General features: G+C 46.6%; 31 protein-coding genes and 3 pseudogenes. 12 read left to right on the top strand and 22 right to left on the bottom strand.

The features are described from left to right. Positions 1-65: 65 nt before the first annotated feature. The 3 genes from ACYQ3L_RS02850 to ACYQ3L_RS02840 all read right to left on the bottom strand — a co-directional run bounded on the left by ACYQ3L_RS02850 (position 66) and on the right by ACYQ3L_RS02840 (position 2026). Positions 66-392, bottom strand: a complete 327-nt coding sequence (locus ACYQ3L_RS02850) for a nucleotide pyrophosphohydrolase (protein ID WP_379998969.1) — start codon at positions 390-392, stop codon at positions 66-68. Positions 393-485: 93 nt separating this feature from the next. Beyond that, positions 486-938, bottom strand: a complete 453-nt coding sequence (gene dtd / locus ACYQ3L_RS02845; RefSeq protein ID WP_379998971.1) for a D-aminoacyl-tRNA deacylase — start codon at positions 936-938, stop codon at positions 486-488. 437 nt (positions 939-1375) lie between these two features. Next, positions 1376-2026 carry an XRE family transcriptional regulator gene (locus ACYQ3L_RS02840; protein WP_459952319.1) on the bottom strand — a complete coding sequence of 217 codons (651 nt, stop codon included), beginning with the start codon at positions 2024-2026 and terminating at the stop codon, positions 1376-1378. 203 nt (positions 2027-2229) lie between these two features. Here ACYQ3L_RS02840 and ACYQ3L_RS02835 point away from each other — a divergent pair, with 203 nt between their 5' ends. The 7 genes from ACYQ3L_RS02835 to ACYQ3L_RS02805 are packed head-to-tail and all read left to right on the top strand — an operon-like array spanning position 2230 to position 4512. Then, positions 2230-2466 carry a hypothetical protein gene (locus tag ACYQ3L_RS02835; RefSeq protein ID WP_459952266.1) on the top strand — a complete coding sequence of 79 codons (237 nt, stop codon included), beginning with the start codon at positions 2230-2232 and terminating at the stop codon, positions 2464-2466. A gap of 33 nt (positions 2467-2499) precedes the next feature. After that, complete coding sequence (locus ACYQ3L_RS02830; protein WP_459952267.1) at positions 2500-2727, top strand: hypothetical protein; 228 nt, start codon at positions 2500-2502, stop codon at positions 2725-2727. A 6-nt stretch (positions 2728-2733) separates the two neighbouring features. After that, entirely contained in the window at positions 2734-2967 is a 234-nt protein-coding gene (locus ACYQ3L_RS02825; RefSeq protein WP_459952318.1) for a hypothetical protein, read from the top strand. A gap of 37 nt (positions 2968-3004) precedes the next feature. Beyond that, a complete protein-coding gene (locus tag ACYQ3L_RS02820) occupies positions 3005-3748 on the top strand; it encodes a hypothetical protein (RefSeq protein WP_459952317.1) in 744 nt (247 codons plus the stop codon). Then, positions 3745-4041 (top strand): hypothetical protein, encoded by a 297-nt coding sequence (locus tag ACYQ3L_RS02815; RefSeq protein ID WP_380002165.1) that lies wholly within the window; start codon positions 3745-3747, stop codon positions 4039-4041. The genes ACYQ3L_RS02820 and ACYQ3L_RS02815 overlap by 4 nt, the downstream gene beginning before the upstream one ends. A gap of 7 nt (positions 4042-4048) precedes the next feature. Continuing rightward, positions 4049-4225, top strand: coding sequence for a hypothetical protein (locus ACYQ3L_RS02810; RefSeq protein WP_380002159.1), 177 nt, complete (start codon positions 4049-4051; stop codon positions 4223-4225). A gap of 35 nt (positions 4226-4260) precedes the next feature. Next, a complete protein-coding gene (locus tag ACYQ3L_RS02805; protein ID WP_380002161.1) occupies positions 4261-4512 on the top strand; it encodes a hypothetical protein in 252 nt (83 codons plus the stop codon). A gap of 104 nt (positions 4513-4616) precedes the next feature. Here ACYQ3L_RS02805 and ACYQ3L_RS02800 read toward each other — a convergent pair whose 3' ends face one another. The 5 genes and pseudogenes from ACYQ3L_RS02800 to ACYQ3L_RS02780 all read right to left on the bottom strand — a co-directional run. Then, positions 4617-5252 (bottom strand): hypothetical protein, encoded by a 636-nt coding sequence (locus tag ACYQ3L_RS02800; RefSeq protein WP_380002163.1) that lies wholly within the window; start codon positions 5250-5252, stop codon positions 4617-4619. A gap of 848 nt (positions 5253-6100) precedes the next feature. Next, complete coding sequence (locus ACYQ3L_RS02795; RefSeq protein ID WP_379994403.1) at positions 6101-6718, bottom strand: outer membrane beta-barrel protein; 618 nt, start codon at positions 6716-6718, stop codon at positions 6101-6103. A gap of 137 nt (positions 6719-6855) precedes the next feature. Continuing rightward, complete coding sequence (locus ACYQ3L_RS02790; RefSeq protein ID WP_379994404.1) at positions 6856-7503, bottom strand: hypothetical protein; 648 nt, start codon at positions 7501-7503, stop codon at positions 6856-6858. Positions 7504-7575: 72 nt separating this feature from the next. After that, positions 7576-8169, bottom strand: a complete 594-nt coding sequence (locus ACYQ3L_RS02785) for a TetR/AcrR family transcriptional regulator (RefSeq protein ID WP_379994405.1) — start codon at positions 8167-8169, stop codon at positions 7576-7578. Positions 8170-8401: 232 nt separating this feature from the next. Continuing rightward, a pseudogene (locus ACYQ3L_RS02780) lies at positions 8402-8611 on the bottom strand (tyrosine-type recombinase/integrase); the annotation flags it as partial. Positions 8612-9300: 689 nt separating this feature from the next. Between ACYQ3L_RS02780 and ACYQ3L_RS02775 the strand changes: the two are divergent. Further along, positions 9301-9702: pseudogene (locus ACYQ3L_RS02775) on the top strand (TOTE conflict system archaeo-eukaryotic primase domain-containing protein); the annotation flags it as partial. 54 nt (positions 9703-9756) lie between these two features. Here ACYQ3L_RS02775 and ACYQ3L_RS02770 read toward each other — a convergent pair. From ACYQ3L_RS02770 to tnpA (ACYQ3L_RS02760), 3 genes and pseudogenes are all read right to left on the bottom strand, one after another. Then, positions 9757-10716 (bottom strand): annotated as a pseudogene (locus ACYQ3L_RS02770) (IS66 family transposase); the annotation flags it as partial. Between the two features lie 74 nt (positions 10717-10790). After that, entirely contained in the window at positions 10791-11162 is a 372-nt protein-coding gene (gene tnpB / locus ACYQ3L_RS02765) for an IS66 family insertion sequence element accessory protein TnpB (RefSeq protein WP_459952316.1), read from the bottom strand. Between the two features lie 3 nt (positions 11163-11165). Beyond that, the gene (gene tnpA, locus ACYQ3L_RS02760) at positions 11166-11519 is read right to left on the bottom strand and encodes an IS66 family insertion sequence element accessory protein TnpA (protein ID WP_459952315.1); all 354 of its coding nucleotides are present in this window, start codon (positions 11517-11519) and stop codon (positions 11166-11168) included. A 94-nt stretch (positions 11520-11613) separates the two neighbouring features. Between tnpA (ACYQ3L_RS02760) and tnpA (ACYQ3L_RS02755) the strand changes: the two genes are divergently transcribed. The 3 genes from tnpA (ACYQ3L_RS02755) to tnpC are packed head-to-tail and all read left to right on the top strand — an operon-like array spanning position 11614 to position 13919. After that, entirely contained in the window at positions 11614-11979 is a 366-nt protein-coding gene (gene tnpA / locus ACYQ3L_RS02755) for an IS66 family insertion sequence element accessory protein TnpA (RefSeq protein WP_459952230.1), read from the top strand. Beyond that, complete coding sequence (gene tnpB / locus ACYQ3L_RS02750) at positions 11979-12341, top strand: IS66 family insertion sequence element accessory protein TnpB (protein WP_459952231.1); 363 nt, start codon at positions 11979-11981, stop codon at positions 12339-12341. The genes tnpA (ACYQ3L_RS02755) and tnpB (ACYQ3L_RS02750) overlap by 1 nt, the downstream gene beginning before the upstream one ends. A gap of 51 nt (positions 12342-12392) precedes the next feature. Beyond that, the gene (gene tnpC, locus ACYQ3L_RS02745) at positions 12393-13919 is read left to right on the top strand and encodes an IS66 family transposase (protein WP_459952232.1); all 1527 of its coding nucleotides are present in this window, start codon (positions 12393-12395) and stop codon (positions 13917-13919) included. 280 nt (positions 13920-14199) lie between these two features. Here the strand turns inward: tnpC and ACYQ3L_RS02740 are convergent, their stop codons facing one another. The 4 genes from ACYQ3L_RS02740 to ACYQ3L_RS02725 all read right to left on the bottom strand — a co-directional run bounded on the left by ACYQ3L_RS02740 (position 14200) and on the right by ACYQ3L_RS02725 (position 21015). Next, entirely contained in the window at positions 14200-15852 is a 1653-nt protein-coding gene (locus tag ACYQ3L_RS02740; RefSeq protein WP_459952314.1) for a hypothetical protein, read from the bottom strand. A 495-nt stretch (positions 15853-16347) separates the two neighbouring features. Next, on the bottom strand, positions 16348-18171 hold the full coding sequence (locus ACYQ3L_RS02735; RefSeq protein ID WP_459952313.1) for a fimbrillin family protein: 1824 nt from the start codon (positions 18169-18171) through the stop codon (positions 16348-16350). A 226-nt stretch (positions 18172-18397) separates the two neighbouring features. Continuing rightward, positions 18398-19747, bottom strand: a complete 1350-nt coding sequence (locus tag ACYQ3L_RS02730; RefSeq protein ID WP_459952312.1) for a DUF5119 domain-containing protein — start codon at positions 19745-19747, stop codon at positions 18398-18400. Positions 19748-20115: 368 nt separating this feature from the next. After that, complete coding sequence (locus ACYQ3L_RS02725; protein ID WP_459952311.1) at positions 20116-21015, bottom strand: DUF3575 domain-containing protein; 900 nt, start codon at positions 21013-21015, stop codon at positions 20116-20118. 174 nt (positions 21016-21189) lie between these two features. Between ACYQ3L_RS02725 and ACYQ3L_RS02720 the strand changes: the two genes are divergently transcribed. Continuing rightward, positions 21190-21351 (top strand): hypothetical protein, encoded by a 162-nt coding sequence (locus ACYQ3L_RS02720; RefSeq protein ID WP_459952310.1) that lies wholly within the window; start codon positions 21190-21192, stop codon positions 21349-21351. 180 nt (positions 21352-21531) lie between these two features. Here ACYQ3L_RS02720 and ACYQ3L_RS02715 read toward each other — a convergent pair whose 3' ends face one another. The 7 genes from ACYQ3L_RS02715 to ACYQ3L_RS02685 form a co-directional block, all read right to left on the bottom strand. Then, positions 21532-22047, bottom strand: coding sequence for a ParB N-terminal domain-containing protein (locus ACYQ3L_RS02715; protein WP_379993251.1), 516 nt, complete (start codon positions 22045-22047; stop codon positions 21532-21534). 137 nt (positions 22048-22184) lie between these two features. Continuing rightward, positions 22185-23489, bottom strand: coding sequence for a DUF3440 domain-containing protein (locus ACYQ3L_RS02710; protein WP_459952309.1), 1305 nt, complete (start codon positions 23487-23489; stop codon positions 22185-22187). Then, entirely contained in the window at positions 23486-23899 is a 414-nt protein-coding gene (locus tag ACYQ3L_RS02705) for a phospholipase D-like domain-containing protein (protein ID WP_459952308.1), read from the bottom strand. The genes ACYQ3L_RS02710 and ACYQ3L_RS02705 overlap by 4 nt, the downstream gene beginning before the upstream one ends. 22 nt (positions 23900-23921) lie before the next feature. After that, positions 23922-24044, bottom strand: coding sequence for a hypothetical protein (locus ACYQ3L_RS02700; RefSeq protein ID WP_459952307.1), 123 nt, complete (start codon positions 24042-24044; stop codon positions 23922-23924). A 220-nt stretch (positions 24045-24264) separates the two neighbouring features. Next, complete coding sequence (locus ACYQ3L_RS02695; protein WP_379999255.1) at positions 24265-24693, bottom strand: bactofilin family protein; 429 nt, start codon at positions 24691-24693, stop codon at positions 24265-24267. A 64-nt stretch (positions 24694-24757) separates the two neighbouring features. Next, positions 24758-25186 carry a hypothetical protein gene (locus ACYQ3L_RS02690; protein WP_379999257.1) on the bottom strand — a complete coding sequence of 143 codons (429 nt, stop codon included), beginning with the start codon at positions 25184-25186 and terminating at the stop codon, positions 24758-24760. 18 nt (positions 25187-25204) lie between these two features. Beyond that, positions 25205-25453 carry a hypothetical protein gene (locus tag ACYQ3L_RS02685; protein WP_459952306.1) on the bottom strand — a complete coding sequence of 83 codons (249 nt, stop codon included), beginning with the start codon at positions 25451-25453 and terminating at the stop codon, positions 25205-25207. Positions 25454-25476 lie beyond the last annotated feature (23 nt).

Genomic DNA, 25476 nt, shown 5'->3' with positions numbered 1-25476 from the left:
ATTTACAAAATCAGATATATCAATGTAAATAATTTCTTACTGAAGTAATAGGTAGCTCCATGATCTTATTTCAATTTTTCATTGTTTTTATGTCTGTCCCTATCCCTGTTCGTTTTCTTTTCCAGATTTTTTTGAAAAGCCTCTGCCAGGTTTATTCCTGTCTGGTTGGCTAAACATATCAGTACCCAGAGCACATCAGCCATCTCGTCCCCCAGATCTTTACCGAGGTCGGATTTCTTGAATGACTGATCGCCATATGTGCGCGCCATAATACGCGCCAGTTCACCTACCTCTTCGGTGAGGATGGTCATATTCGTCAGTTCGCTGAAATAGCGGACTCCGATTGTTTTTATCCAGTTATCAACTGCCAGTTGAGCTTCTTCTATTGTCATTTTTAGTTACGAGTTAGTTTGCCCTTTGGGCAGTTACAGGTTATGAGTCAACGAGTTATGAATTATGGACTTGCCTGCACCATTTTCCTCTTTTCATTCTTTTACTTTAGAGTCTATCCATATCGTTACAGGACCGTCATTTATCAGTTCTACCTGCATATTTGCCCCGAATTCGCCAGTGCCTATATTTTTACTCAGCTTTTGGCTCAAAGTATTGCAAAATGCTTCGTAGAGCGGGATGGCTGTATCGGGCTTCGATGCACGGATATAAGACGGGCGATTTCCTTTCCTGGTCGATGCATGCAGTGTGAATTGCGAGACCACCAGCATATCGGCGTCCGTGTCCAGGGCAGAGAGATTCATTACGCCGTCTTTGTCATCAAAGATACGAAGGTTTGTTATTTTATTACAGAGCCATTCTATATCTTCTTTGTTGTCGTTGTCTTCTATCCCGAGTAAGATAAGAAGCCCTTTTCCTATCTGCGATTTTATGCTGTTTTCTATTGTTACGGATGCTTTTGCAACACGTTGTATCAATACTCTCATTATTCTTCTTGTTTTAGCTTCGCCTGCAAATGATTTTTCTGAAAAAGTAACATGGAAAATAATTAAGAATTAAGAATGAAAAATTAATAATCCGTTTGTTTGCAGCTTTTGTATAAAACTTGACAAACCTGACACTTTTTACAGTATTTTTCTATCCTTATTATAGCTAAGTCTTTTGTCTGACTGTTTCTAACAGACCTGTAACAAAGGATTGTCTCTGCAAAGGACTCTAAAAGGTAACAAAGGTAAATGGTATTTGTAATCAATTGATAATAAATACATAAGCCTACTTTTTGAAAATGGCGAGTAACAACTGGGTAACAAAAATGCGGAAAATAACATTCGCCTGATGAGATTGATTATGTAAAGATACATTTGTTTTCCGATATTAGCAACAACCATTCTTTTGCTTTCCCGGACATCATCCATTTTCGTTCTTACAGCCTCAATAGCCCCACTACCAAACAAATGGAGTAAATTTCACTTTTCGGTATCCCGAAGTCCGGATAATCCGGGTTAAACGAGTTACACCTGATGCTGTCGCCTGCATCGTATATCCTTTTGATGATAAGCCCCTGTGTGGTATCCAGTACATGCACTTTGCCCCACTGTATAAACTGCGAGCCTTTTATCTTCCTGCAAGCTATTTCATCACCGCTTTCATAATGGGGGTACATGCTGTCCCCTTTGATGAACATCGTAAAGTCATATTCCGGGAATATGCTGACTACCGGGATTTGTTCGCAATCACACATCCTGACGCCCTCCATCGCACAGGTCAAAGCCCCCGCCGCAGCATTCAGCGGGATACGGGGACGGGTCTCCCGTTTCCCACAGATGCATTTATCTTCGCCTGCATCCGTACCGGAAGCTACGGAAATCATATTCCCCTCACCTGTCAGCAGCCAGTTTGAATCAATGTCCATATATTCGCTTACCGCCCGGATCTTTGTTTTGTCCGGGAGGGTCTTCCCTGTCAGCCAGTTTGTGATGGTTGTAGCGGACAAATGGCAATCCTTAGCCAGCCTGTACCGGGATATGCGCCGCATTTCCATCGCCTCATTTAACCGAAATTTAAAATCCTTCATTTATATAAAAGTTAAATTAATCTAATCATGACACAAATATAATGCTTTTAATCCAAATACAATCCACTATTGGAATATATTTGCATAATAAAAGCAAATAAACGGGTATAAACAACCGTCATAAACCTTAACGGCTTCACACACCGCAAATGTAACGACAGGAGTTTATGTATCCAAATAATAACCTTATAAATATAAAGATTATGCCGTTAACAGAGAACGATTACAACTACCTCAAAGACAACTATATGTCTTACGGGGAATGCCTGCTGTGCCTGTGTATCGCGCGTTCCACGCTCCAGCAGCATATCCGCGAGGGCAAGAAGTTCAACCGTCCGGGGGATACGCTTATCCTGCCCAGTAAGAAACGTGTGTTCCTGAAGGAAGCCGTCAGCCGTGAAGTAGCCAGGGTCATGGAAGAAAACGGGATAACAGGATGAGGGCCTCTTAGATTGTATCTTAAACTATAAAAGATGGAAACAAAAGTGATATACGTTACAGGCGATGAGGTATCGAAAGGGGAAGCGGTGCATGACTTTTTCAGAATGCCGGATACAGCTATTATCAGCCGGCCTGAACTGCCGGAAGAAAGGATATTGTCCCTCTGCGGGGTAAAGGAAGCCTGTATTAAAATCCTGTCCTGTTATAACAGCGGGAATGACAAGCCGGATTATTACACTTACCTGGTATATAACAAATAAAAGGCTATGGGCGGAACATTGACAAAAGGCGGTAAAGATACGGAGATGATCATACAGGCGGATGTGATCCAGGCGGGTGATAATTGCAGTATCAATATGACGGTAAACAACTTCAACATCGATGTAAAATCGCTTGTCGCCGGACAACTGGAATCGAAGGATGAGGTAATAAGGGTGCTGAGGACTGAGAATGAATTATTGCATAGCGTTATCAGGCAGTTGCAGGCATCCGGGGAATAAACAGATATACTAAAATCTAATCATAACAATAAGAACAATGACAATAAAAGGCGGTTATATCTTGCAGCCGCGTGCCATCAGTGAGAGCGCCATATCGAAGTCTCCCCCCTGTGTGCGCGAGACCTGGGCATACCTGCTCAGGGAAGCCAACAGTTCGGATACGGAGTATGGCGGGTACCTGGTAAAACGGGGTCAACTGTTCCGCAGTTACCGGGAGATCCGGGAGGCCCTTTCATGGACGGTTGGGGCCCGTACAGGGCGTTACAGCGAATCTCAGGTGAAGCATACCATGAACGCCCTGCGAACAGCCGGACGGATCGCCACACGAAAGTACCCACGGGGCATCCTGATAACGATCTGTAATTATGATTATTACCAGAACCCCGACAATTACGAAGGAACCACGGGCATACCGATGAAGAAAGGACGGGCGACCCACGAAAGATTGACGAATAGCCCATCCATTAACAAGAATGATAACAAGAATATAGATATAGATAAATCTATATCTTGTGTGACTGAGGAAAAATTTCCATTTGAACAAGCCTGGCGGATGTACGGCATGAAAGGCAACCGCAAAACGAGCGAAAGGAGATGGTCGAACCTGAAAAATCATTGCAGGGAAACGGCACTGGAGCATATCCCGCTTTATGTGGAGTCTACGCCTGATAAGCAGTACCGGAAGAACTTCGAGACCTATATCAGCCAGGAGGCATGGAACGATGAGGTAACCCGTTACGGCTTAATGCCGGATGACCCGTCCAAACCGAGGTTTATGTGACAGCTATGGGAACATGGAGCGATACAGGAATAGAGATACCTTTTGGCAGGACATCCGGCAAGGTAAAGACGCTTTGCCCGAAGTGCAGGGAAGGATCGAGGCGTCATAAGCTGGACAAATCGCTTTCTGTCAACCTTGATGAAGGCCTGCATTACATCCCGGCTAAAGACAGGAAGTGCAATACCCTGCAATTCCCGTATCTCCTGAATATACCGTATTTAGCGAAAGCTTACGGAACAGGAAGGAGTAAGAAAGGCTGGAGTTACAAGGAGGCTAAGGATATTTTAAAATAGGAACCCAATGCGGAATCGTATATACTATATCCTGAAAAAGCAGGGCTGTCTTGCCGGTAGTGAATACAATCCCATAAAAGGGAATATCCGCCCTTTTATGAAAAACAGTGAAAATAAGGAAAATACCATAAAATGGGGAATTCCCCACTTTACGGTAGATTTTGAAAAACAGGGGCTTAAATAATTTATGTAAATAAGCAACACTTAAAATTGAAAAAAATGGAACGGAAATTTTTAAAAACAGCGGCTCAAAAGCCTTACATGATTGACAACAACGAAGGTATAAGTTTCAGTGTACAGGTAGTAACGCCTAAAATTGGCGGGGTTCCGGCACAAAAGGAGCTCTTATTCCTGGCCGGGGATATTATACCTGATAATTTGACAAAAGACGGATCTTTGGTTATATCCGTCACGAAGGATGATGCAAGGAAACTCATTGACAGGCTTACAAGGCTTGTAGATGAATTATAACATGTATAACAGGCATAACGGATATTTTATTGGGTTGCAGCAGGATGTAATAATACCCTGCTGCAATCATCCGGTAAACGACAGGAGCTTAGTCTTGGAATAGTTTAAAATACTTCTGACAGCTTCCTTGCTTTTAGTAATTTATCAATTGCCGTATACCTGGGAGCTTGCGGGGCCAGCCCTTTCTTATCCTTATCCAGCGGTATAGGCTTAATTTTTACAGGCTCTTTTACGTGAACGATGTATTTGTTCGTATCCTGGTATTTGTCTATGGATATTATTTCGGCATAGTATGTTATAGCCGATACGGGAGAGACCTGGTAAGCAGCTATATACTTTAGCCGGTCTATCATGGAGGCGCTGACACGGATGGCATACCAGCGGTTATTACCTAAGAATTCCCTTTCGAAGCCCTCTTCCCTGGCAGCTACCACTATCGTATTTAACTCTTCCGGTTTAAGGTTGCCGGTGGCTTCTGTCACTTCCCTGATCTCGGCATTAAACGGTGTGAATTTATGTATATAATCATCATTGTGCCTGAAAGTCTGGAATTCTATTATGTCGGTGTTGAGGGTCAACTGTCCCAGTACGTTTTCGAGTTCGGGTGAGGACTGGTCTATGATGACTACCGCATACAATGGCTTCTCGAATATCAGGCTCTCCAGGAAAGCATCTATATTACGGTATCCTGCGCGGATCAGGCCCTCTTCCACCTGTTTTGCCCTTTGTTCGTTACTCATCAGGTGGTCGAGCAGGAATGATTTTATCTTGCGGCCGCTGGCTTTATACGAGATCGCAAATTTCAGGAGCTGTGAACCTATGTGTTTATAAGGGTCATGGCTTGTAGGTTTGTTATGGTTATATTCATTGTTTATTCCCTTTGTTACAGGATTAGGCTACAAAAGTAATAAAAGCAACCGGGATAGCAATTCCCAATACCGGTATATTGCTCCCTGTACAGGAGGTAAATATAGCTTTTCAGTATTGGAAGGGTATTACCTGCTGCAAAAAAGATAAGAGGGTACCGGTCGATAAACAATACAAATCAGGCAGCAACAGCCGGCAAAATACGACCTGCACACCGGATTCATTTTTGTTAAATACAAAAATAACAAAAACAAATCCTGTATAACATGCTGTATATCATATAGATAGTTGCTAACGCTTGTTTTTGGCCGTTTTTACGGTTGTAGTTGCTGTCCGGTGTTGCTTTTAGCTTGGGTGGGTTGCTGCCTATAGCTGATGGAAGCAACAGGAGCAACTGACAGGCAACAGGACAGTAGAGATTATTGGATAGTCTGTGTATTTCAATCCTGTTTTATTTGATATATACAGGAATTGGTAAAGCGGATTCAATGTAATTGTTTGGAAATCATATTTGTTAATGCTTATAATCCCTTGCTGTCCGTTACAGACAGGAGCAATTTTATTATATTATTTATCCTGGTTCTGCTACCTGTGCATAACAAGGACAAAGACAGTGATATAAGATTTTTGCAACCAATAAGCATAAAAATTAAAGAGAATATTAATAATCAGACCGAAGTTCTGTTTTATGCCGAATGAGCAATTTGCAATTCTTCAAGAGTTAATCAGAAAATGCTTTCCTTATTTTATTCTTATCCAGCTTGAAATTAAAAATACGAAACTTATACCCCAATCCCAGACTGAAAGCCTGTGCCTTTATAGCTACTTTATTGTTACCTGTACTCAGCAAGCCGGGAAATCCCCTTTGATATGCAGCGTCAATGCAAATACCATTGGCAAATTCATAGCCGAAAATAATCCCTGCGCCAACATTCCAGCGATTCAGATACTTTTTTGCATCAAGCCCATACCCCGTGTAAGGGCCTATACCTACAAAAGTTTTCCCTGAACCGCTATTGAATTGACTAACTGCGTAAAGGTGCGCTTCAATTCCACGGTAGGTGAATCTGTTCATCCCACCGGATGAATTATCACGAATATTGGAAGTCGCATAGCGGAACAGAAATTCGCCTTGCAATGCAAAGTGTTCCCCGATTTCCAGTTTATCGTAGCTTCCAAGCGTTGCACCAATGCCCGGATTACTTTCGGTATTTATCGGATGGTAATCCGATAAGGCGATATTCGCTTTGATTCCTTTATAAAAGGTCAGTTTCGTCTGAGCGCTTACAGGAGTAAATACGGTCGCCAAAATTATTAGTGAGAAAAAATATTTATTCATTCTTTTTATCAATAAATGGTTAATAAATAAGTGATTGGATTCCATCAGAATGGAAAGAATAACAACTTCATCAATAGAAAAATGAGAAACGTTATCATAATTTTTATTATTTTAATGCACATGCCAATTATATTTTATCATTGAAACAATTTATTTATTTTAGGCTGGATAAGCCAGATTCCTACAGGAAAAAGCCAGACCAGAAAAAATGTCGCTTTGCAGTCGGCAAACGTTGCAGGTTTTTGTAATTCGATGCTTTTCAATGCTTTTGCTATGAAATAAAAGCAATAAAAAGCACAGCACATTGAAATCAAGTGCAATGGCGTGGTAATAGATAACATTTTCATATCCAATGCTTCTCCTGACGAAATTTCGAGAAACAAAAAGTACATCCATATCGAAGCAAATATCTCATGAGCGGCTGATATAAAAAGAAATACCTTGAATACCGGCAACTTCAGTACAGCCGTTTCCGGGAGTTTTCTGTGAAGATTCACTCCAAGCGAATAAAGCCAGCAGAAAATCAGTGAGATAAATACAATCGTCAGGACTGAAATTACCATAACCAATCCGGAAGGAATAGCTGAAAGCATATCGGCAATCCTTACCGGATTAATCATAAAACCGAAAGATAACCGTACCAAATCGCTGTTTGTTAAAACCATTGCGATGATTACCGTTTGAAGAATTACCGGAATAACAAGTAAAACTCCGAATAACTGCCAATCTTTGAGCTTCGGGAAAATGCTCATTGTCTGTTTTTTAGTTGATACATTTTGATTCATAATTATTTATATATTTTATTTGAATGTTTGTATTAGTCAATAGAGTGTTTACTCTATTGTTGTCAAAAAAAATTATACTCTTAATATATTATAAAGTTCATTCCATAAAATTTCCATTCTGGATTTCAGCGCCTCAATATCCTTATCCAGAACATAATCCATTCGATTACCGTCTGATGCATAGATAAACAGTTTAGCGGCAGCATCGTCGGGTATATCCTGTCTTATCTCACCGTTTTTCTTTGCAATTCCTATAATTTTGACCCACGCATTCGTTTCCTGCGCCTGTATTTTTAGCAATTCTTCTTGTAGTTCGGGAAAATATCTTAATGCTTCAAACAGGAAAGAGAAAAAATTCATATTCAAATCAGATTCCGTGTTTCTGTGTAATGTATTGAAGATATTTTGGAAATTGTTCAACGCATGCCGGATAAAATTATACAAGGAATCTTTGGGGGAGTTTTCAAATGTTTGGCGTGTCAGTTTAAACATATACTGTTCCACCACTTCTTTAAAAAGTTGCTCCTTATTTTCAAAATAGTAATAGAACGTGCCATTGGAAAGACCTGTCGCATGTATTATATCTTTCAATGTTACGGCTTTATAGCTTTTTCGCATAAAGAGCAGGAAAGCCTTTTTTAATATATGTTCTTTATTATCCTTCATTTAGTTGTAGAGCAAATACTCCACAAAAGTACAACAAGTTTTTTATTCACCAAATTTTTTTGTGTTTTTTTTCAGAGCGATTTGCAAATAATATTTTTAAAACGCTGAAATACAATAATTTTAAAATTATTTGTAGTGTCTGTTTGGTATCAAAAGTATTACTTCCTTTGCAGTGAGTTGTTTGAAAACAGTGAAAAACAAAGCAGACCTTTAGGTCTGCCCTGTTTCAAAGTCATATCCGTTCCGTAATCTGCTTTTCCAAACTTTCCAGTTTGTGCGAAAGGATTTCCATATCCTGACTGATTTTCTCTTTCGTTATTTTAGCGTAAATCTGGGTTGTCTTGATATTGGTATGCCCCATCATCCGGCTGACCGTTTCTATCGGAACTCCCTGTGAGATGGTCAAAAGGGTTCCGAAAGTGTGCCTGGCAACATGCGAGGTATAACCGCCGCCAATATAAATTGGAAACCGGAAGAATACTTGAGGAAAATTTGTAAAAGAAATAAGGCTGTAATGATTCGATTACAGCCTTATTTGCTTTATTCTTAGATTCAAACCCAATCTAAACAAAAAAAGAAGTTCACAAAATCACTTCGTTAACTTCAGGGCCTTAACAAAAACTTTACAAAACTACATCCATAAAAAAGCATGCGCAGTAAAAAGTTTTACGGAAGTTTAAATTAATATGAAAAAGATATTAGGCAATAGATAGGATATGTGGAAAGGATATCGAAATCCTGATATTTCTTTATAGACGATATCCTTGTCTCTAAATAGACGATTATTATAAGGGTTTGATAATTTGCAAGCAACTATCCTAAAATAACAGACAACATGTAAGCAATAAAGTGGTAAAATAAAGGTATCACACCAGCAAGACAAAGCAATTTGCAAGCAATAAATTAAATACCTGCAGTTGAACAGGGCAACTTCTGTTCCGGGCAGGATACTATCCTTACTTTACTTTAATATTGTCCTGTAAGAGCGCAGCATATGTCCCGGAATGAAAGCCTTATCCAAACAGGCAGTGATATTTAGCCGGAGAAAGCTTGTACAGTATTATATAAAACGATATGTTTGCAGGGAGAATATAAAAATCATGTGAAAGTTAACTGAATAGACGCAGGTTTATGGATCATGCCGGACTTTTAAAACGGATTGCCGAACTGGAAGGGCAAATAGCAGCGCTGACTGCCGAGAAAGATAAACTGCTTCATGCCTTGACCCCACCGGAACCTGCCTCCCCACCGGAAAACCCGTCCACAGGTTCACCTGTCAACAAACATAGTCCACCCAGGCAAAAAATCGAATTATTCATGTCGCTGTTCCGTGGCCGGACGGATGTTTATGCCAAACGCTATTACAACAAGAAACTGGATAAGGGGCTTTATGTGCCTGCCTGCAAAAATGAATGGGATCAGGTATTATGCAAAAAGCCGGAAATAAAATGCAGGAATTGCAAAAACAGGGTACTCCTGCCCTTAACGGACGGGGTTATCGAACGGCACCTGCGTAACAGGGATGAATCCGGGAATGGTATTATAGGCATTTACCCGCTCCTGCCGGATGAAACCTGCCGGCTCCTGGCTGTCGGAACCATAATCATAATAGAAGAACTGGCGTCCGTCCATAACGCTGCGCACAAGCCAGATATATCCCTTGACCGCCTTGTGCTTCCCATCCCGTATAACCGGTATGGTGGTCTCGTCCGATTGTAAGTAATCCGCTTCCATGACCAGTTCCTGCAGGCGGAAGTGTAAAGGCCGCAATAAATCGGCCACTTCCCTGATCCATCCGTTAACGGTCGGGGGCGGAAGGTATACCCCTACTCGCTTGAACATCTCTATCTGCCTGTTTAATGGCAGATGGTCTACATACTTACCGACTGTCAGGTCTGCCAGCAAGCAGGAGGAAGCGTAACTTTTGGCTATCGGCAGAACCGGCATCACACCGGTTTTTATCTCTTTTGTATCTTTGCGTTTTGCCGTATGGCGGATGATCCGCTTAACATAGAACTTTCCGGGTTCATGCATCAGGAGCTCAGTCACTTCTTCTCCGGGAAGCAGCGTCCATTCCCCTTCATTATAGCCTTGAGGATAGATGTGGATTTCTTCACGGGGAAACTCTGCAGGCAGGGGCTTGCGCACAGGCTGTTTCTTATTTGCCACCCGGCGGGCCGTTATAGCCGCTTTTACCGCTTTTATTTCTGTCTCGGCTTCCTGTGCCGCCTCTTCTTCTCCCGGTAGCATATCAAAGCCTTCAAAGTCAAGCCAGCGGTCCAGGGCATCAGGTTTTATAAAACGTTCGGATTTTTTTCCGTATAGTTGACGCTGGAGTTCGCATACCTGTTTCTCCAGGTTACTTATCCTTAGGTCTTTTTTGGCTATGATGGCATCTTTTTGGGACAGTTGCTTATCATAAGCATCCTTTACAGACAACGGCTCCAGCTTTTCAGATGCTATTTCTCTCAGGCGGCTGTTCTCCCGGTAAAGGTGATCACACTTTTCCATGAGTTGCTTTATGAGGTTTGTGCTGTCTGAAGGCATATGACACTAATCTTTTATGATACTAAGATAGTGATTTTTCAGCTAAATTACAATAGTTTCCAGGGGATATTTCGTTATAAATTCCACTTATCCGGACGCCATCTCTTGTGCCGTTTTACCTTACCTGTATCTATCCCCTGAACCATCAGTACAAGCTCATTCCAAAAGGTTTCCTGTGCCTTTAGCCGGTTTTGGCCCGTATCCATATCAGGAAGGTGGAAGAACCCCTGCTCCAGCTTCATGTGGTAGATAACCAAGCCGCCGCATTCCATATGTAAGATTTTCATGGAAGTACAACTCTTGTTTATGAAGATGAAGGCCTCGCCCCTTTGAACATCCATGCCCATCTGGTTAGTCACAAGGCCGCTCAGGGTGTAGAAACTTTTGCGCATGTCGCACGGATACGGGTATAAATAATACCGGTTCGATTCGTTCAGGCTGAACATGGGCTATCGGCTCTGGTTTAACAGGATAAGCGTGCGCAGCATTTCCGGGGAAACAGGCCCGTTCAGCCGGACGGTGACCCCATTGGGATAGGCTATCTCGCAAGTACTCTGGTTGGGTACCGGATCGCAGGAGCAGTGCGGGGGATTATCACGTCCGGGTAACCGTAATTGTCCCCTGTCATTTATCCTGACCGGGATAAAATCACCGTTTTTTGTTAACAGCTTCTTCCGCCATTCGTAGAACCGGTCCGTCAGTATCCCTTCATTCGAACAAAAGGCTTTCGGCGTTAAGCCGCTTTCCTGATAACGCGCATAAATCGTTTCAAACTGCGACAGCGTCCATTTCTTACTTTGCATATAACTCTTTTTTTTGCAAAGGTAGAAAGTAATAGTTCGGGTAACCGCGTCTTGCAAAGCCGTACGCGAGTTCTTACCTTTGAGGAAAAAACCTATGGAAACGAACGATTATGTGCGAGGAGTGGCGTTGAGCGAAGCCGAAGGCTTTGCCTTGATAGAAAGTTTTTATACAAGTAGACGGGGAGCCGAAGCGTGGTATAGAGGCTTGGGCATGTCCAAGCACACATTCTATAAGTGGAAGCACCGCTACGACGCCATTCACGCAGAGGGAGCACCGTCGGAGCCGGCAGCAGAACCGGAGCCCTGCCGCCTGGTCCCTGTCAGGATAGTAGATACGCCCTCCGGCGAAGTTGTCCGGGGTATAGAGGTGCGCTACCCGAACGGGGTGGTACTGGCCCTTCCGGCTGAGCCGGGCATCGGAATGGGCCAGCTGGCCGAACTGCTAAAACTCAAAGTCTGATGTTCAGCCTGGGAGAAACGGATAAGTATTACTTATATTCGAGTGCCTGCGACATGCGCAAAGGCTTTGACACGCTGTCGGGAATCGTCGCCTCTGTTATGCGGCATGACCCGGCCAGCGGCGAAGTTTTTATCTTTCTTAGTCGCAGCCGGCGAACGCTGAAATTGCTACATTGGGAAAGCGGGGGTTACGTTATCTATCACAAGAGGCTGGAGAAAGGACAGTTCAGCCGCCCTCATTATGATGAAAAGACAGGTTGTTACCGCTTAAAGTGGGTTGAACTGGTGATGATGACCGACGGTATCAGCCTGGAAAAAGTAGTGTACAAAAAAAGATACGAAAAACCCGTCGAAACCTTATAAATAAAAGGATTAACGCTTGTATATCCGGTAAAAAATGTGTATCTTTCATACATGGAAAAGATACGGGAACTGGAAGAATTATTAGCCGAATCCAAGCTTGTTATACAGGAGTTGGAGTCGAGGAACATTTCCCTGGAATCCAAACTAAGCAAACTTACCGACGAACTCCTTTATCTTCGCCGGGCCATGTTCGGACGTTCGTCTGAACGCTATGTAAAGGAAGATCCCAACCAGCTGAGCCTGGCCTTCGAGGGTGTTGACAGCCTGCCGGAAGAAGAAAAGGCGCTGGTTGAAGAGTTGCGTCAAACCATTACTTACGAACGTGAGGCCAGAAAGGAAAATTCCTCTAAACCGGTACGCCAGGAACTGCCAGCCGGATTGGAACGTAAAGAAGAAATCATAGAACCCGATCCGATACCCGCAGGAAGTACCTGCATCGGTCAGGAAGTGACAGAGATACTGGAATATACACCGGGAACATTGTATGTGCGCAGGATTATCCGCAAGAAATATGCCTTGGCCGGCCATCAGGGCGTGGTTATAGCGGAACTTCCGTCCCTGCCGCTGCCAAAGAGTAACGCAGGAGCGTCGCTGCTGGCACACCTGCAGGTAAGCAAATACCAGGATCACCTTCCCTATTACCGTCAGATCGACATCTTCAGCCGGCAAGGCATAAAACTGGCCGCTTCTACCGTTAACGGCTGGAATGCCGGTTCAGCCTGCCTGCTGGAACTCTTATACCTCGAACTCAGGAAACAGGTGCTGGCATCGGATTACATCCAGATGGATGAAACCTTCATACCGGTAGTGGACAGGGACAAGCCCGGTGCAACCCGTAAAGGCTACCACTGGATCGTCAAGGCGCCGGAAGAGCGGAAGCTTTTCTTCCATTACGACCACGGCTCGAGAGGGCAGAAAGTGGTGATAGAACTGCTGAAAAACTTTAAGGGAGCCGTCCAAAGCGACGCATACGCCGCCTACGGGATATATGAGAACAAGAAGGATGTCTTGTTGCTGGGCTGCTGGGACCATGCCCGCAGACGATTTGAGCAAGCCCTCAAAAATGACCCCGCCCGGTCATCCTTTGCCATGGATCAAATACAGTTGCTTTACCGGTTGGAGAGGCAGTTCAGGGAAACCTGTCATGTTCCCGATCAAATTGCTGTGGAGCGTAAGGCCAAAGCCTATCCCATCCTCAAGGCTTTCGAGCGCTGGCTGCTGGATGAGTATCCGAAGGTATTGCCGCAGTCCCTCATTGGAAAGGCAATCGCTTATACCTACAATATTTATCCCCGCCTGGTGCGCTATGTCATCGACGGAAGATATCAGATATCCAATATCGGTGCCGAGAATGGCCTTAGAGGCCTGGCCGTAGGCAGGAAAAACTATATGTTCTGCGGCAGCCATCAGGCTGCTTACCATGCCGCTATCATTTACTCCCTGCTGGGTACATGCAGGCTGCATGGCGTGAATCCCGAAGCCTGGCTTACGGATGTCCTGAACCGGTTACCTGATACCAAAACGGAAGACCTGCATCTGTTGCTGCCCGGAGCCTGGCTGCCGACGGGCCAACATTAATATAAATCCCTCAAGGGCGGCGATGTTCGCCGTCTGCCACACGAATAAAGTAGAGCCGGACGGTCATGTGACCGGACGGCTCTGTCTATTTTGTATGGATAAGCCCGAGGCTGCTGGCACCTGGATCTATGGACGCAATTCCCCGAACTATTACGGTAGAAACCTTTTATTACGCTACTTGACAGGGTTAACCGAATACTTACAAACCTTTTATTACGCTACTTGACAGGGTTCACCGAATACTTACTTTTATCCCGGCAACATGCACTTGGTGGAAGGCTTACTCCTCATTCACATATACATTCTGATACTTGTTCTGATACACCGGCATCCGCCAGTAGGTTTTGTCCAGATCCCTGTCGATAAGCACATACCTGTAGTTAACGATGGTATCCGCGCTGGTATACCCGACCCGGCTGGTGCGGATCAGCCGCTCATCGGGAACCGGCATGTCCGGGTTCTTCCTCAATTGCCTGAAGGCAAACTGCACCTTGCCGTAGAGGGACGCGTAAAAACAGGTATCCGCGTCGCGTAAGACGAAACGCGCCATTTCATCCATGGCATAATCATAAGGCATGTATGCCCTGATTTTACTGTTGAAATGGAAGCAGCAGGCCAGTTGGACGATAACCACCAGACCGGTTAAAACCCGCCGGTTCAGCTTACCGGTATATTTCTCAAAGGAGATACCTGCAATAAAGACGAGTATGAACCCGTAATAGGAAAAGGTACGGGAAAAAGGGATGACCGAATGTACGGTCAGCAGGAGTACCGGCGCCAACAGCCAGACAGCCGCCACGGACAACCGCCGCTTATCTTTGTTTATAACCAGCGCCAGCAGGGACAGAACCAATACGGATAGTACAACATACCACTCCACACCGGAAATATCACGCAGCGCCGTTCCCAAAAAGGGAAACAATTCCTTCAGTACCGCAAGCCTGTCTCTGGGCGTAACGTAGCCGTTATTACCTATGGATGCGAAACCCTCCAGCAGGATGACCGGACTGTAAAGCAGCAGGACGGCCGCCGAGATGAACGCGCCGGACAGCAATTGCCGTTTAAGACCCTTAGGGTAAAAAACGAGCAGTATCACATTCAGCGTAACAAAAGGGTATAAGAACGAAGGCATCGCATAAAAGCCAAGGATACTGCTTACGGAAAAAAACAGCCAGTCTTTCTTCCTGTTGCCGTCGTGGATGATATTATATGCCGCGTAAAGGGCGATGATCAGAAAGAGCAGGACAAGGTAGTATCCCCTCGACGAGAAGCCGTAAAGCAGGGACATAAATACTACCGGGTACAGGCCGGTGACAAATAAGGCGGTGTTGGTTTTGTAGTAACGTTTCAGAAACGACCAGCAAACCATCCATGTCAGCAGCGATAGCAGGATAGCGGGTATCCTTACCTTCACCAGGAGGTCTGTATAAGGCAGCAGCGTGGTAAAATGCAGTATAACCGAATGCAGTATATGGTTGTTGGGTTCCGGGTAATGCAGCATGCAGTAATATAGGGGTTTGGATGCGAAGCCTATGTAGGTGGCGGCCTCGTCGAAATGTACCGGAACGGTAAGCCCGAAATAAACGGTAGCAAAAAACGGGATGGCAAGGATAAGCATATCCGTTGTCTTCACATCATTGAACAGGTTCATCAGTGCACGCCGGAAGTAAAATAGCGATCGGCGCAGGTAGAAATACACGCTGTCGCACCGCCGGACGGCCATAGCTGCCAGCGCCGCCAGCAACAGCAATACCGCCAGCAGGGCGTAATAGTCTGCCGGTGCGGGGTGGGCCTGTCCGTATCCTCCGGTTACCTTATCTATACCGGTGATGAACTGACGGAAGCAGGCATAGCCTTTATATGGCAGATAGAGCAGCGCAAAGACAAACAGGCAGCAAAGGATTGCAAAGCCTGCCTTTAAAACTGGTTTCATCTTATTGTTTTGTAGGATGGTTAATGATGGGTTATTCTTTATTTCTATTTCTAACGTAAGCTATCAGGGCCGCTATGGCTAAAAGCCATATCCCAAGCCGTTTGCCGAGGTTTTTTAGCATTTTGCGTAGCCGTATCCACGGTTTTGCTAACCTGCCCTGTAAAAGCAAATTCCCGCCCGGACGTGATGCCGGGCGGGTTTCTGCGTATTTAGTTGGCTTCGACCTTTTTTTTCTCCTGCTAAGGGTAGCCTGGCGTGGCTGTTGCACAACTCACATTTTGCTACAAATTAAAATAAAATGGAGTTTTTTATATTCATAACAGGTTGATTTTCAATATATATTTTTTCATGAACAATGTCTGTTTTCATAAAATATTAAATTTGTTTAGTTGTGCAACAGACACCTGGCGCTACCCTAAGGGTGGGGAAGGTCGGTGGGGTTTAGCCGGCTATGAGAGCGGCTGAAATAGCTCGATAACAATCTTAAAAAAGTTTCTAGAAGCGTAAGATGTAAAACCATCGGAATAAAGGGGAGGTAGATATACCTAAACCAGACCAATCGGTACTCGTCGACCCAACGTAAGCATATAGCCCAAGGTTCCAGTTCATGTTCGAGACCGCGCCCGTCGTCACATTCATAGCGAGGGCCATCCCACCTCCGCCCCAATATTCCAGGAAGGTGGCGTAAGCTTCAGCGCTCCGTGCGACCGTAATCGGGTGCAGTTGCGACGAACCTGAGACAGGAGTTTCCCCGCAAATTGGGAGCCAAAACTTTAAGTTGATGTCATTGGGGGTCGAGAGCAAGGCGGTCATAGTCTCGTCCAGACTAGCCCACCGGGCAGAAACCCATGCATTAGGGTCACGAACGCCATGGTTGACCTCGACAAACCACTTGTACATAGGATAATCGGTGAGATCAATGGCAGCATTTGCCCAGTCGGCCGAATAGGCCGGGCCAGAAGCTGGGAAACTGGTCGCGTCAGGAGTCGACGTCGAGTAAGCCAGTAAAGGCGTCGCGCCCAGGGCCCAGCCGTGGCTATCGTCGGAAGCGTCCACTTGCGTCACCAACGCCATTGCGCCGTCCACCCCCAGAGGCACTATATCCCCCACTGCAAATTTCTTCGGCACATCAATCGGCGGGTATGTAAACGCAGCCACCTGACCCACACTCAACGTGATCATCCCCTCCGGATCTACTTCCATATCGAATGTATATTGCTTACCCGGCTCGAAGGTGAAGCTTCCCCATGCTTTCTTCCACCAGTCGTATACCCGGATGTTTTTCGCCGGCGCTTTAGAGCCCCCCACGCTGTATTCCACTTGCACATAGAAGTCCGTGGAATTCGGTGAGGCAATTGTGCCGGTGAACGCCGTAGCCTGCGGCATCACCATCAGGCCCTGCGTTTCCCCTGTGATAGAGGTATAATCCTTTCCCACGGTATTCGATGCGCTCAGGTCAACGGTGTAGTCGGCCTGTTTGGTCGGGTCAACCTGCCAGAAGTGCTCGTTAGACCCGCTTGTATAGGTCAGGTAAGCGGCATTTTCATTTTCTGGCATCTGGGCCGTAGCGTAACTTGTGTTGTACGTCGCATATGTGAATGGTGATAAGTCCGTCGGTACGCCGCTGCTGTAGTCGTCATCCGCATTGGGTGTCACCCCGGATTTAGATAACAGTGCATCGGGCTCCAGTTTCCAAGTCCCGGTCGTATACAGGTTCATTAAAGTCACCTTTTCTATTTTAACCGGTACGTCGGCCTTCTTGCTCCGGGCACGGAAAAGCACCCGGCTTAGCGCATGCTTGAAGTTAACAGGTACGGTACCGGCACTCAGCTCATCAGTGACGGCTACCAGCAGGTCTTCCTGCTTTTCGGGTAGGATCGGCACCGTATAGGTTATCTCCGGTTCCAGGTCTCCCTTGAAGCCGTTGGTCACATTCACGGAGTTGGCCGGGCTGTAAGCGAAGAACCTGACTTCTCCGTTGTCCGGCCATGTCTTTTTCGGGCTGTAATCCCATGAAGTCCCGTCTTCGGAGCGTGTCACCACCACCCCGTCGAACAGGCGTTTCTGTGCGTCGTCAGTACCCGCATTCCAGATGCCCTGCAGGGTGAAGGAAGTGATATCGGCCGTTACCGTACTGGAAGCTTTGGTTACCGGACGGTCACCCAGTGCCCGGAAGTTGATCTCATTGCCTTGTCCCTGTAAGGATTGGGCAGGATTGTCGTCGCTGCTGCAGGCGACATATACGCCCGAAGCGGCCAGCAACAGGGCGAAACCGCCCATGCGTACCACATTAATAGTTTTGGTTTTCAAAATTTTCATATTTCAACTTTTTAGTAAATAATACCGGTGTACTGTTGTAACCGGCTGGTTTTCTATTTTAATAATTATTTCAAATAACTTCATCTGCTCATATGAAAATGAAGCCGTTAGCTTATAGCTTTTAGCCGTTAGCAGCGCATAGCGAACAAGAGTGTAATCAGCTAACAGCCATATTTGCTAATTTGCTCATCTGCTAATTGGCCTGTATCCAATTCGCGGGACGTTCCTACTGAATGGGAACGTGTGTATTATCCCAGTCGCCCAGGTCGACATCAAAACCTCCGTCCCCGCCCGGCTGGCCTCCGCCACCGCCGTCAGGCACAACCAGCCTGCCATCGTTGTAGAGGATGATATCGAACCCTCCGTTCTGTTCCCGCCAGGCCGTTTGTTCTTCCCATGTGCCGCGGCCTGACGGCCCGCCCATAGCCCCCAGTATCTGGATACCTACCGAGTCTTCCCACTTACCGTACCAGTAGCCCCATGCGCCGTAATAATAGCGGTTGGCGCTGCTCAATGCTTCCACCGTAAGGCGGATGTCCGGGTTGTTGGCATCCACAGGCCCGAAGGTGCTGAATTTGCCTGTTATCCAGTCACTAGTCCAGCCCTTTAGCGGGTCGGACGAGGCCCAGTCAGGGTTTTTACGGGCGAACAATTCCTTCTGCTCCTGAGTCCAGTTATGCCCCTGTCCCCGGGTGAGCGGTGTGACCCGCGTAAACAAAACGGTGGAAGGTGTGCCTGCCAGTGTACCTGTAACCGGGAAGTACGAAGCCGACATGCCCGATATGGCCCCGCTGTTCTTTGCCATGTTCGCGGCGCCCTCCACGCCGTATATCAGGAAAGTAAACTCGCGCAGGACATTCTGCGGGTAGAAATGGAGCTTCAATGTATCGCCCGCGCTGACGGACTGCTTTTCTACAAGCTGTTCGCGCGCATCGGCATAAAAAACATAGGGGTACGCCTCGGCAACAGTCGCTTCACCGGGCACCGGATCGGCATACTGGTTGTACAGGCCTGTAGTGGGTATATTATAGGCTTCGAACTGCCCGGCGTCCCGGCCCGTAGCCCTGAAATCTATCGTTTGAGGCCTGTAGTAGTCCATGCATATGGCTGTATAGGCGTCCTCCCTGAGTTTTTCCATACCGCCCCGGGCCGGCAGGTCGGCTGCCACTATATCCCCTGTCCGGGGATACCAGTAAATGCGCATATACTCCGGCAATGTGTTCACGGGCTTATCCTCCCAGTGTATGACGACCTGTAGCGGCACTTCCCCGCCGGATGGCGGACACGGGTCGTCCACGCTCAGTTCGCGCAGGCATCCGGTAAGCAACAGGCATAATACAATGAGTAAATTAGCAGATTTGCATATTAGCAAATGAGCAAATTGCGCGAAGCGGTAAAGGCAAATATGCCGGTTACCCGGTGAAGCAGGCAACTGTTGTCTCCGCCGGGCGTTGTCCCGCAACAACAGCAAATGCTTTAAACGAAAAATGCTTTCCCGGTATAACACAGATAACTGGAAGCGGAAAATAGCTTTCCTCCCGTCTGAAATTCTGATTGTCGTGTTATTAACTTTCATATTTTATTCTTCGTTTTTCACTCTTCATTCTTCATTCTTCACTTTCCTCTTTTTATCCCCTGTTTTTATGAGCTTCCGGTTTTCAAAATATTTGAAATGCTGCGAGCCTCACGGCTCACAATATTTCTCCATACACAAACGTTACACAAACTACATGTTTTTCAATGAGCATATTTAACTCGTCTTCAATTCGGTGAATGTTGTTTGAACTTTGGCAAATAGCGCGAAGCGATATATAATTCTTCTTCATTTTTAATTTTTACATTGGCACATTTTCACATCGGCATATTGCCTCGCCTACGTTTCAGCGAACGTTGTTTGGTACATTAATTTCATTTCATTTGCTAATCTGCTAATATTCGAATTTGCTAATTTTCATATCTGCTAATTCTCAAATTATCCATCCCAAAGCGGTAGACCAGCGACACCCCCGCACCCGTAGGGCCCCAGTAATTTCTTGTCCCGGTCTTTCGTTCCGGGTAACAGTCCGTACAGCGGCTGCGGTTGTAGGCATGGTATTCCCCTGTGAAATAGCCCGCATTCACGCTGAACTCCAGGTTCAGCTTTGCAGACAGCGGCAGGGAATAGCCATATACCGCTCCCGCCGACCAGCTCCAGTGGCTCAGGTAGCCGTAACTGTCGAGGCTTTTGGTGAACAGCCGCAGGTCGTAGACACCGCCCGTGAAGTATATCCCGGCAAAGTGGCCGTTCAAGGGGCTGCCTTGCCTGTTGCCCCACCACCGCCGTACTTCGAGTCCTGCGTAATTGACCTGGTGGCTCCGGTATTTGGGGCTTTTGGTGTCCCATTTGCTGAAAGCCCCGTTTACGGCTACCGACCAGTGTCCGGCAACAGGCATCTCCACCGAGAGGTTGGGCAGCAGCGCCAGGTCGTACAGCAGGTTGGTCTTCAGTGCCAGCCGCAACGGGGCTTTGCCCCTTAGGGGCCGGTATCCGTTCCTGGCCAGGCGTACAACCGGTACGGCCGCATATACCGTATCTTTCTTTATGCGGAACGCGCTTTTTTCGATATATACCGTGTCCCTTACCAGCTTTTCGGTATAGATATAAACCGTGTCCCTTACGGGCAGGGCCGGCCGGTAGCCTTCCAGCAGGCTTTTGAGGGGGCTTGCGTTTCCCCTGTGGATATAGCTGCCGTCTTTCATCTTCAGCCGTACGGACACGTATTGCAGCAGGTTCCACATTTGCTTTTCGCTCAGGCCGCGGCCGCTCTGCTGCAAAGCCTTGTATCCCTCGTGGTCGATTCCCATCGGCATTATATCCACCGGGAAGCGTTCGGCTACGGCAAGGTGCTGCCAGCGCAGGTAGGTCCACATCGACTGGGCGCGGCGGCGCGCCAGATTGAGGTTATACGGCCGGCTGCCCGAGGGTGAACAGCCGGCGATGATCTGGATCGTATCGATGCCCGCGACCACAGACGGGATATGCAGCAGCGAGTCCAGCGCATCGAACATGAGCCGGTTGTCCTGGTAGTCCCGGAGCAGGTCGGCCTTGGCGTAGGGGAAGTAAAACACTTTAGCGGCATAAGGGTCGATACTGTTTATGGCGGCAGCAGGGGAAGCCTGCGCACGGATAACCGCGGGTAAAAGGATGGACAGCAAAACAAAAACAGCTATCGCCAGCAACGGATGCCGCAGGCCGGCCGGGCTTATGTCTGTACTCTTTTTCATATGTTATGGATGTAAATTTCCTTTATATTTAACTTCATAATAAAAATTTTAGCGATCTTCCGGACTTGCCGGCAAACAGGCCTGTGCCTTCCTATATTATTTTTTCACCAGATCCCTTATTGAAAATTCCCGGTCTGCAAATAAAGCGGCCAGCCCGGTGAGTTGCTTTAAGCGCAGTATTTCATCCATGTCCATCCCGATATGTTTCGATATCCATGTGCCGGATTTTCCTATGGAGATCAGTTCCCTTACGATTTCCGACATCAGGGTTATGTCATGGGTGCCCCTGGCCCGGTTATGGCGTATGGTTGAAGCCATCCTTTCACTTAATTCCCGCCTGGACTCACGGATATAAGTCACAGGAAGCCTGCCCTGTGTACTTTGCGATATCTTCCGGGACTTGCGCTCAGCCTTCCTGCGGTGAAACCCGTCCACGATCCGGATGATATCCTCTTCCGGACTGCCGACAACAGGCATGGTATAGCCGTCTTCCTCGATGGAGGTAACCAGCAGGACCATTTCCGGCGGGGCAACACTGTTCGGGTTATAGTCGTTGCCTTCTATGTTTTCCGATCTTTCCCATGCGACGAAGTCTACCGGATGGTGTTTCATCGGGCTCACTTCATGCAACATCGACCGGACATAATTCAGCGTGTCTATTTTTTCATCCGTATCTTTCATGTCTTTTATATACCGGCATATAGATGCAGTCATTTGTTGAAAAACATAATTTTCTTCATTTTGATTTTTCATAGCATTTCTTCGTATTTCCGGATTAATTCCTGTTGCCTTAATATCTGCTTCTTTGTCATCGAGAAAGACAGTGTCCTGCACGTAATATCATTTTTAAGGATAGCCATGCACATACGTTTCCAGGAGAGGAAATCCGTTTTGTTATCCAGGCCGGGCAATGCATCCGGTATGGTTTTGAAACGCACGACATATTTGTCACCCTTTCCCCGTTTACTATACTGCCGGGTATTGACGATCATATCCGGGTCCAGCTCGAAGATGTCTTCCTCGCTGACGGGAGAACCGGTACTGTTCCAGTAACGGATAAACTTTATGAATTTGGCCGTATATATCCTGCGGGTCTCTTCAGGGAGTGTTCTCAGCAGGAACTTGCAATAGCTCTTCCAAGTATGCCCTTGAGGGAGGCTTATCCTCCCGGCTCCCGTTGCTTTGGTCCCGCAATAGATATTCCCGAAGTTGGCTCCGCTGACACGGTCTACTACTCTTACCCATGTTTCGGGCTCCAATACGTTGAAAAGGTTTAGCCCGGCTTTTTGCTCATCCCCGTAAGGCTCGCATATCCGCATCCCGGACAAAGGGACTCCCGCCATATAAAACAGGTCATAGATACTATTGTAGGGCTTGCGGTACCTGCCGTTGTATGTCCAGATATCCTCCGTGCGCCAGTCACAGATAGGGTAAAAGTTATAGGTATTGTCCGATATCCGGGTTGAATAGCTTTTATCCTTATAGGAAAGCTTATCCTTCCGGGAGACGGCATGATAACGGTTCAGGCTTTCGTCGGCCCGGATACCTATCAGGCAGGCGGTCTTTTTATTCCCGTGCCGCCGGGCATACCAATCGCCGAACAGAGGAGTGAACTCTTCGAAAGTCATATTCTCCCTGTAAAAATCAAAGGGATGATTATCCTTATTGATAATGAAGCCATGTTCCGGCATCGGGCGTACCCATTTATCTTTTTTGGCAGGGTCCCAGAAGATCCAGAATGGCTCGTACATGGAAACCGCATTGGTAGTCGTCATCGGAAGGCACACCCAATAGGGTTCGATAAGGTCAAGGTTATCGAGGTACATCCGCTCTATAAAACGGGCGGTTCTTTTATAGGAAGCCTCCACATCCATATACAGCACACCGATTTTACGCTTTATCCCGTGCCGGCGCATATAGTCGAGGACAATATGGAACATCACCCCGCTGTCTTTGCCTCCCGAGAAAGCCAGGTATATATTCTCAAATTCCGAGAATATATATCCGGTACGCTCCAGGGTGACCTCATAAACATTCTTTTCACAGCCGCTCATATGATCTTTGCCATTTTAAAATACTTCGTCCATTCCTTATCTACAGAGAAGCCCATTTCTTCAAGGAGAGGCCGGTCCGAATTGTCGGCAACGAAAGTAACGGGCGTCCCTTTCTCTACATCCATCAAGGCCCGTTCGATCAATATCCGTAACAAGTCCTTATCCTGCCAGGTAAAGTCGTTGCACAAACGGTCGTTGACAATGGAAATGAATCCGGTAACCATATTCTTCCCTTTGACGGAAATATACCAAAGGTGGTCTTCCGTGTTTTTGAAAGGGTAGCCTCCGTTCAGGCGGATAACTTCCGGGTTCATCACAAAAGGAGCGATCAGTTCATACAGGCGTTTATCCGTGCCCCAGACTTTTTCTATTCGGCAGGTTTGTATATCGATTTCTGTCAGGTTATTCATCGGTTTGCTTTTCAGGTGACACTTACGGTTCTTCCATGTTCCTTACAGGCAGTACACCGGGCCGGATAGTACAACCGGACGTGACTGTTTTATTTACGTATTTCATCATTTTCAGTGCAGGCCGAAAGCCATGTTTTATTTTCATTCTGTTTCGATTGGTTATTGTTATAAAAAAGTGGGTTGTCCGGACTTCTCACAAGCGTGGACAACCCGTCATGAAGACAAATAATATATCCCTCCGGTTTTAAGGAGGGAAAGACAACTAATCGTATCGTTTCATTATTATGGATATCCTGCTTCTTGTTTTATCCGGTCTTCCGTTTTCCCTGCGCTATCTTTATCCTGTTGCCGGTACCGTAACACGCTTATCCGCTACGGTAGGGCCATCCTTTTAACCGTCCGGCGCCACCCGGTCCTTTGCGGGTCATCACGCGCTGGCCCTCAAAGCGTGCGCCGTCCTCGATCTCCAGTTCTGCGGTCTCCAGGTCGCCGAGCAAAATCCCGCCTTTGCGCAGGAAGGTATGCCCGGTGATACCGGCATTGCCGTCCAGTAAACCGTATATATCCAGGAAGGCAGCCGAGATATTCCCGCGCACCTCTCCGCCGGGGCCGATGACCACGGCCTTTGTGCTGCAGATATCCCCGAGGACGGCCCCGTCGATGCGCAGGTCTTCACTGAGTTTTACCTCACCGGTGAAAACAGTACCGTTAGCCACTATGCTCGGAGCCTGAGCCTGCGGCCCGGTCCTCACATTCCTTCCCCTGTTCTTTATCCTTTTCACAACTGTTCCCATCTTTTATTCCGTTTTTTAGTTTTTTTATTTACTCAGTTACAGCTTACATGTATATATTTCATTATCATTTCTTCCTTGTTAGCGTTACCGGCATATCCTCTTCCCCAGCCAGATGCAGGGTGCCTCTTAAGAGGTTTCCCTTGATATACATTCCGCCTATCTCAAGGATCAGCGGCGGGCGGAGGTCGTAAATCAATGTCAGCGTCCCGTTTTTGATCGTCCACTGGAAAGTCAGGTTACAGGCGGGTTTGGCATTTGAAGCGGAACCGGCATAATATTGCTTGTCGGAGCCTGTACCGTTGTCTATGAAATACAGTTCGCTGATCACGGGCCGGTCGTCGAAACTAAAGCCCAGATCTCCCACCCATTCACTGCCCATCAATTCGTCATAGATCTCTTCGTCTTTCTGACAGGAAGACAAACCAACGGTTAACACACACATTGCAACTAATTGCATAAAATGTTTCATCATTTTCATTTCACTATTTTTCATTTTACTATTTTTTAATAATCATATAAAGCTACCTTCTCCGCCAGCAAATCCCGGAAGGCTGACCGCTTCACGGTCAGGGGGCATGACCTCTATACTCCTCCAGCCCGGATACTGCGCGGCCGCCCGCCGCAAGGCAGACATATAGCAGTCGTTAGGCGTGCTGCCTTCCACGGTTATATCCGCGGTACGGCCCTGCGGCAGGTGCAGCCGGAAGGATTTGCAGACGGTGCTGTCTTCCGTTTTTTCTTTTTCCATCCCTATTTCCACTCCTTACATTTCACGTTCTTTTA

It is taken from the genome of Dysgonomonas termitidis (genome assembly GCF_054657735.1).
This window is presented reverse-complemented; position numbering and strand designations above follow the sequence as displayed.

Coding starts and splice junctions, on each gene's coding strand:
- ACYQ3L_RS02850 (WP_379998969.1), bottom strand. CDS start 392: ATGACAATAGAAGAAGCTCAACTGGCAGTTGATAACTGGATAAAAACA.
- dtd (WP_379998971.1), bottom strand. CDS start 938: ATGAGAGTATTGATACAACGTGTTGCAAAAGCATCCGTAACAATAGAA.
- ACYQ3L_RS02840 (WP_459952319.1), bottom strand. CDS start 2,026: ATGAAGGATTTTAAATTTCGGTTAAATGAGGCGATGGAAATGCGGCGC.
- ACYQ3L_RS02835 (WP_459952266.1), top strand. CDS start 2,230: ATGCCGTTAACAGAGAACGATTACAACTACCTCAAAGACAACTATATG.
- ACYQ3L_RS02830 (WP_459952267.1), top strand. CDS start 2,500: ATGGAAACAAAAGTGATATACGTTACAGGCGATGAGGTATCGAAAGGG.
- ACYQ3L_RS02825 (WP_459952318.1), top strand. CDS start 2,734: ATGGGCGGAACATTGACAAAAGGCGGTAAAGATACGGAGATGATCATA.
- ACYQ3L_RS02820 (WP_459952317.1), top strand. CDS start 3,005: ATGACAATAAAAGGCGGTTATATCTTGCAGCCGCGTGCCATCAGTGAG.
- ACYQ3L_RS02810 (WP_380002159.1), top strand. CDS start 4,049: ATGCGGAATCGTATATACTATATCCTGAAAAAGCAGGGCTGTCTTGCC.
- ACYQ3L_RS02805 (WP_380002161.1), top strand. CDS start 4,261: ATGGAACGGAAATTTTTAAAAACAGCGGCTCAAAAGCCTTACATGATT.
- ACYQ3L_RS02800 (WP_380002163.1), bottom strand. CDS start 5,252: ATGAGTAACGAACAAAGGGCAAAACAGGTGGAAGAGGGCCTGATCCGC.
- ACYQ3L_RS02795 (WP_379994403.1), bottom strand. CDS start 6,718: ATGAATAAATATTTTTTCTCACTAATAATTTTGGCGACCGTATTTACT.
- ACYQ3L_RS02790 (WP_379994404.1), bottom strand. CDS start 7,503: ATGAATCAAAATGTATCAACTAAAAAACAGACAATGAGCATTTTCCCG.
- ACYQ3L_RS02785 (WP_379994405.1), bottom strand. CDS start 8,169: ATGAAGGATAATAAAGAACATATATTAAAAAAGGCTTTCCTGCTCTTT.
- tnpB (WP_459952316.1), bottom strand. CDS start 11,162: ATGTTCAGCCTGAACGAATCGAACCGGTATTATTTATACCCGTATCCG.
- tnpA (WP_459952315.1), bottom strand. CDS start 11,519: ATGCAAAGTAAGAAATGGACGCTGTCGCAGTTTGAAACGATTTATGCG.
- tnpA (WP_459952230.1), top strand. CDS start 11,614: ATGGAAACGAACGATTATGTGCGAGGAGTGGCGTTGAGCGAAGCCGAA.
- tnpB (WP_459952231.1), top strand. CDS start 11,979: ATGTTCAGCCTGGGAGAAACGGATAAGTATTACTTATATTCGAGTGCC.
- tnpC (WP_459952232.1), top strand. CDS start 12,393: ATGGAAAAGATACGGGAACTGGAAGAATTATTAGCCGAATCCAAGCTT.
- ACYQ3L_RS02740 (WP_459952314.1), bottom strand. CDS start 15,852: ATGAAACCAGTTTTAAAGGCAGGCTTTGCAATCCTTTGCTGCCTGTTT.
- ACYQ3L_RS02735 (WP_459952313.1), bottom strand. CDS start 18,171: ATGAAAATTTTGAAAACCAAAACTATTAATGTGGTACGCATGGGCGGT.
- ACYQ3L_RS02730 (WP_459952312.1), bottom strand. CDS start 19,747: ATGAAAGTTAATAACACGACAATCAGAATTTCAGACGGGAGGAAAGCT.
- ACYQ3L_RS02725 (WP_459952311.1), bottom strand. CDS start 21,015: ATGGGAATCGACCACGAGGGATACAAGGCTTTGCAGCAGAGCGGCCGC.
- ACYQ3L_RS02720 (WP_459952310.1), top strand. CDS start 21,190: ATGCAGCAGCGAGTCCAGCGCATCGAACATGAGCCGGTTGTCCTGGTA.
- ACYQ3L_RS02715 (WP_379993251.1), bottom strand. CDS start 22,047: ATGAAACACCATCCGGTAGACTTCGTCGCATGGGAAAGATCGGAAAAC.
- ACYQ3L_RS02710 (WP_459952309.1), bottom strand. CDS start 23,489: ATGAGCGGCTGTGAAAAGAATGTTTATGAGGTCACCCTGGAGCGTACC.
- ACYQ3L_RS02705 (WP_459952308.1), bottom strand. CDS start 23,899: ATGAATAACCTGACAGAAATCGATATACAAACCTGCCGAATAGAAAAA.
- ACYQ3L_RS02700 (WP_459952307.1), bottom strand. CDS start 24,044: ATGAAAATAAAACATGGCTTTCGGCCTGCACTGAAAATGATGAAATAC.
- ACYQ3L_RS02695 (WP_379999255.1), bottom strand. CDS start 24,693: ATGGGAACAGTTGTGAAAAGGATAAAGAACAGGGGAAGGAATGTGAGG.
- ACYQ3L_RS02690 (WP_379999257.1), bottom strand. CDS start 25,186: ATGAAAAATAGTGAAATGAAAATGATGAAACATTTTATGCAATTAGTT.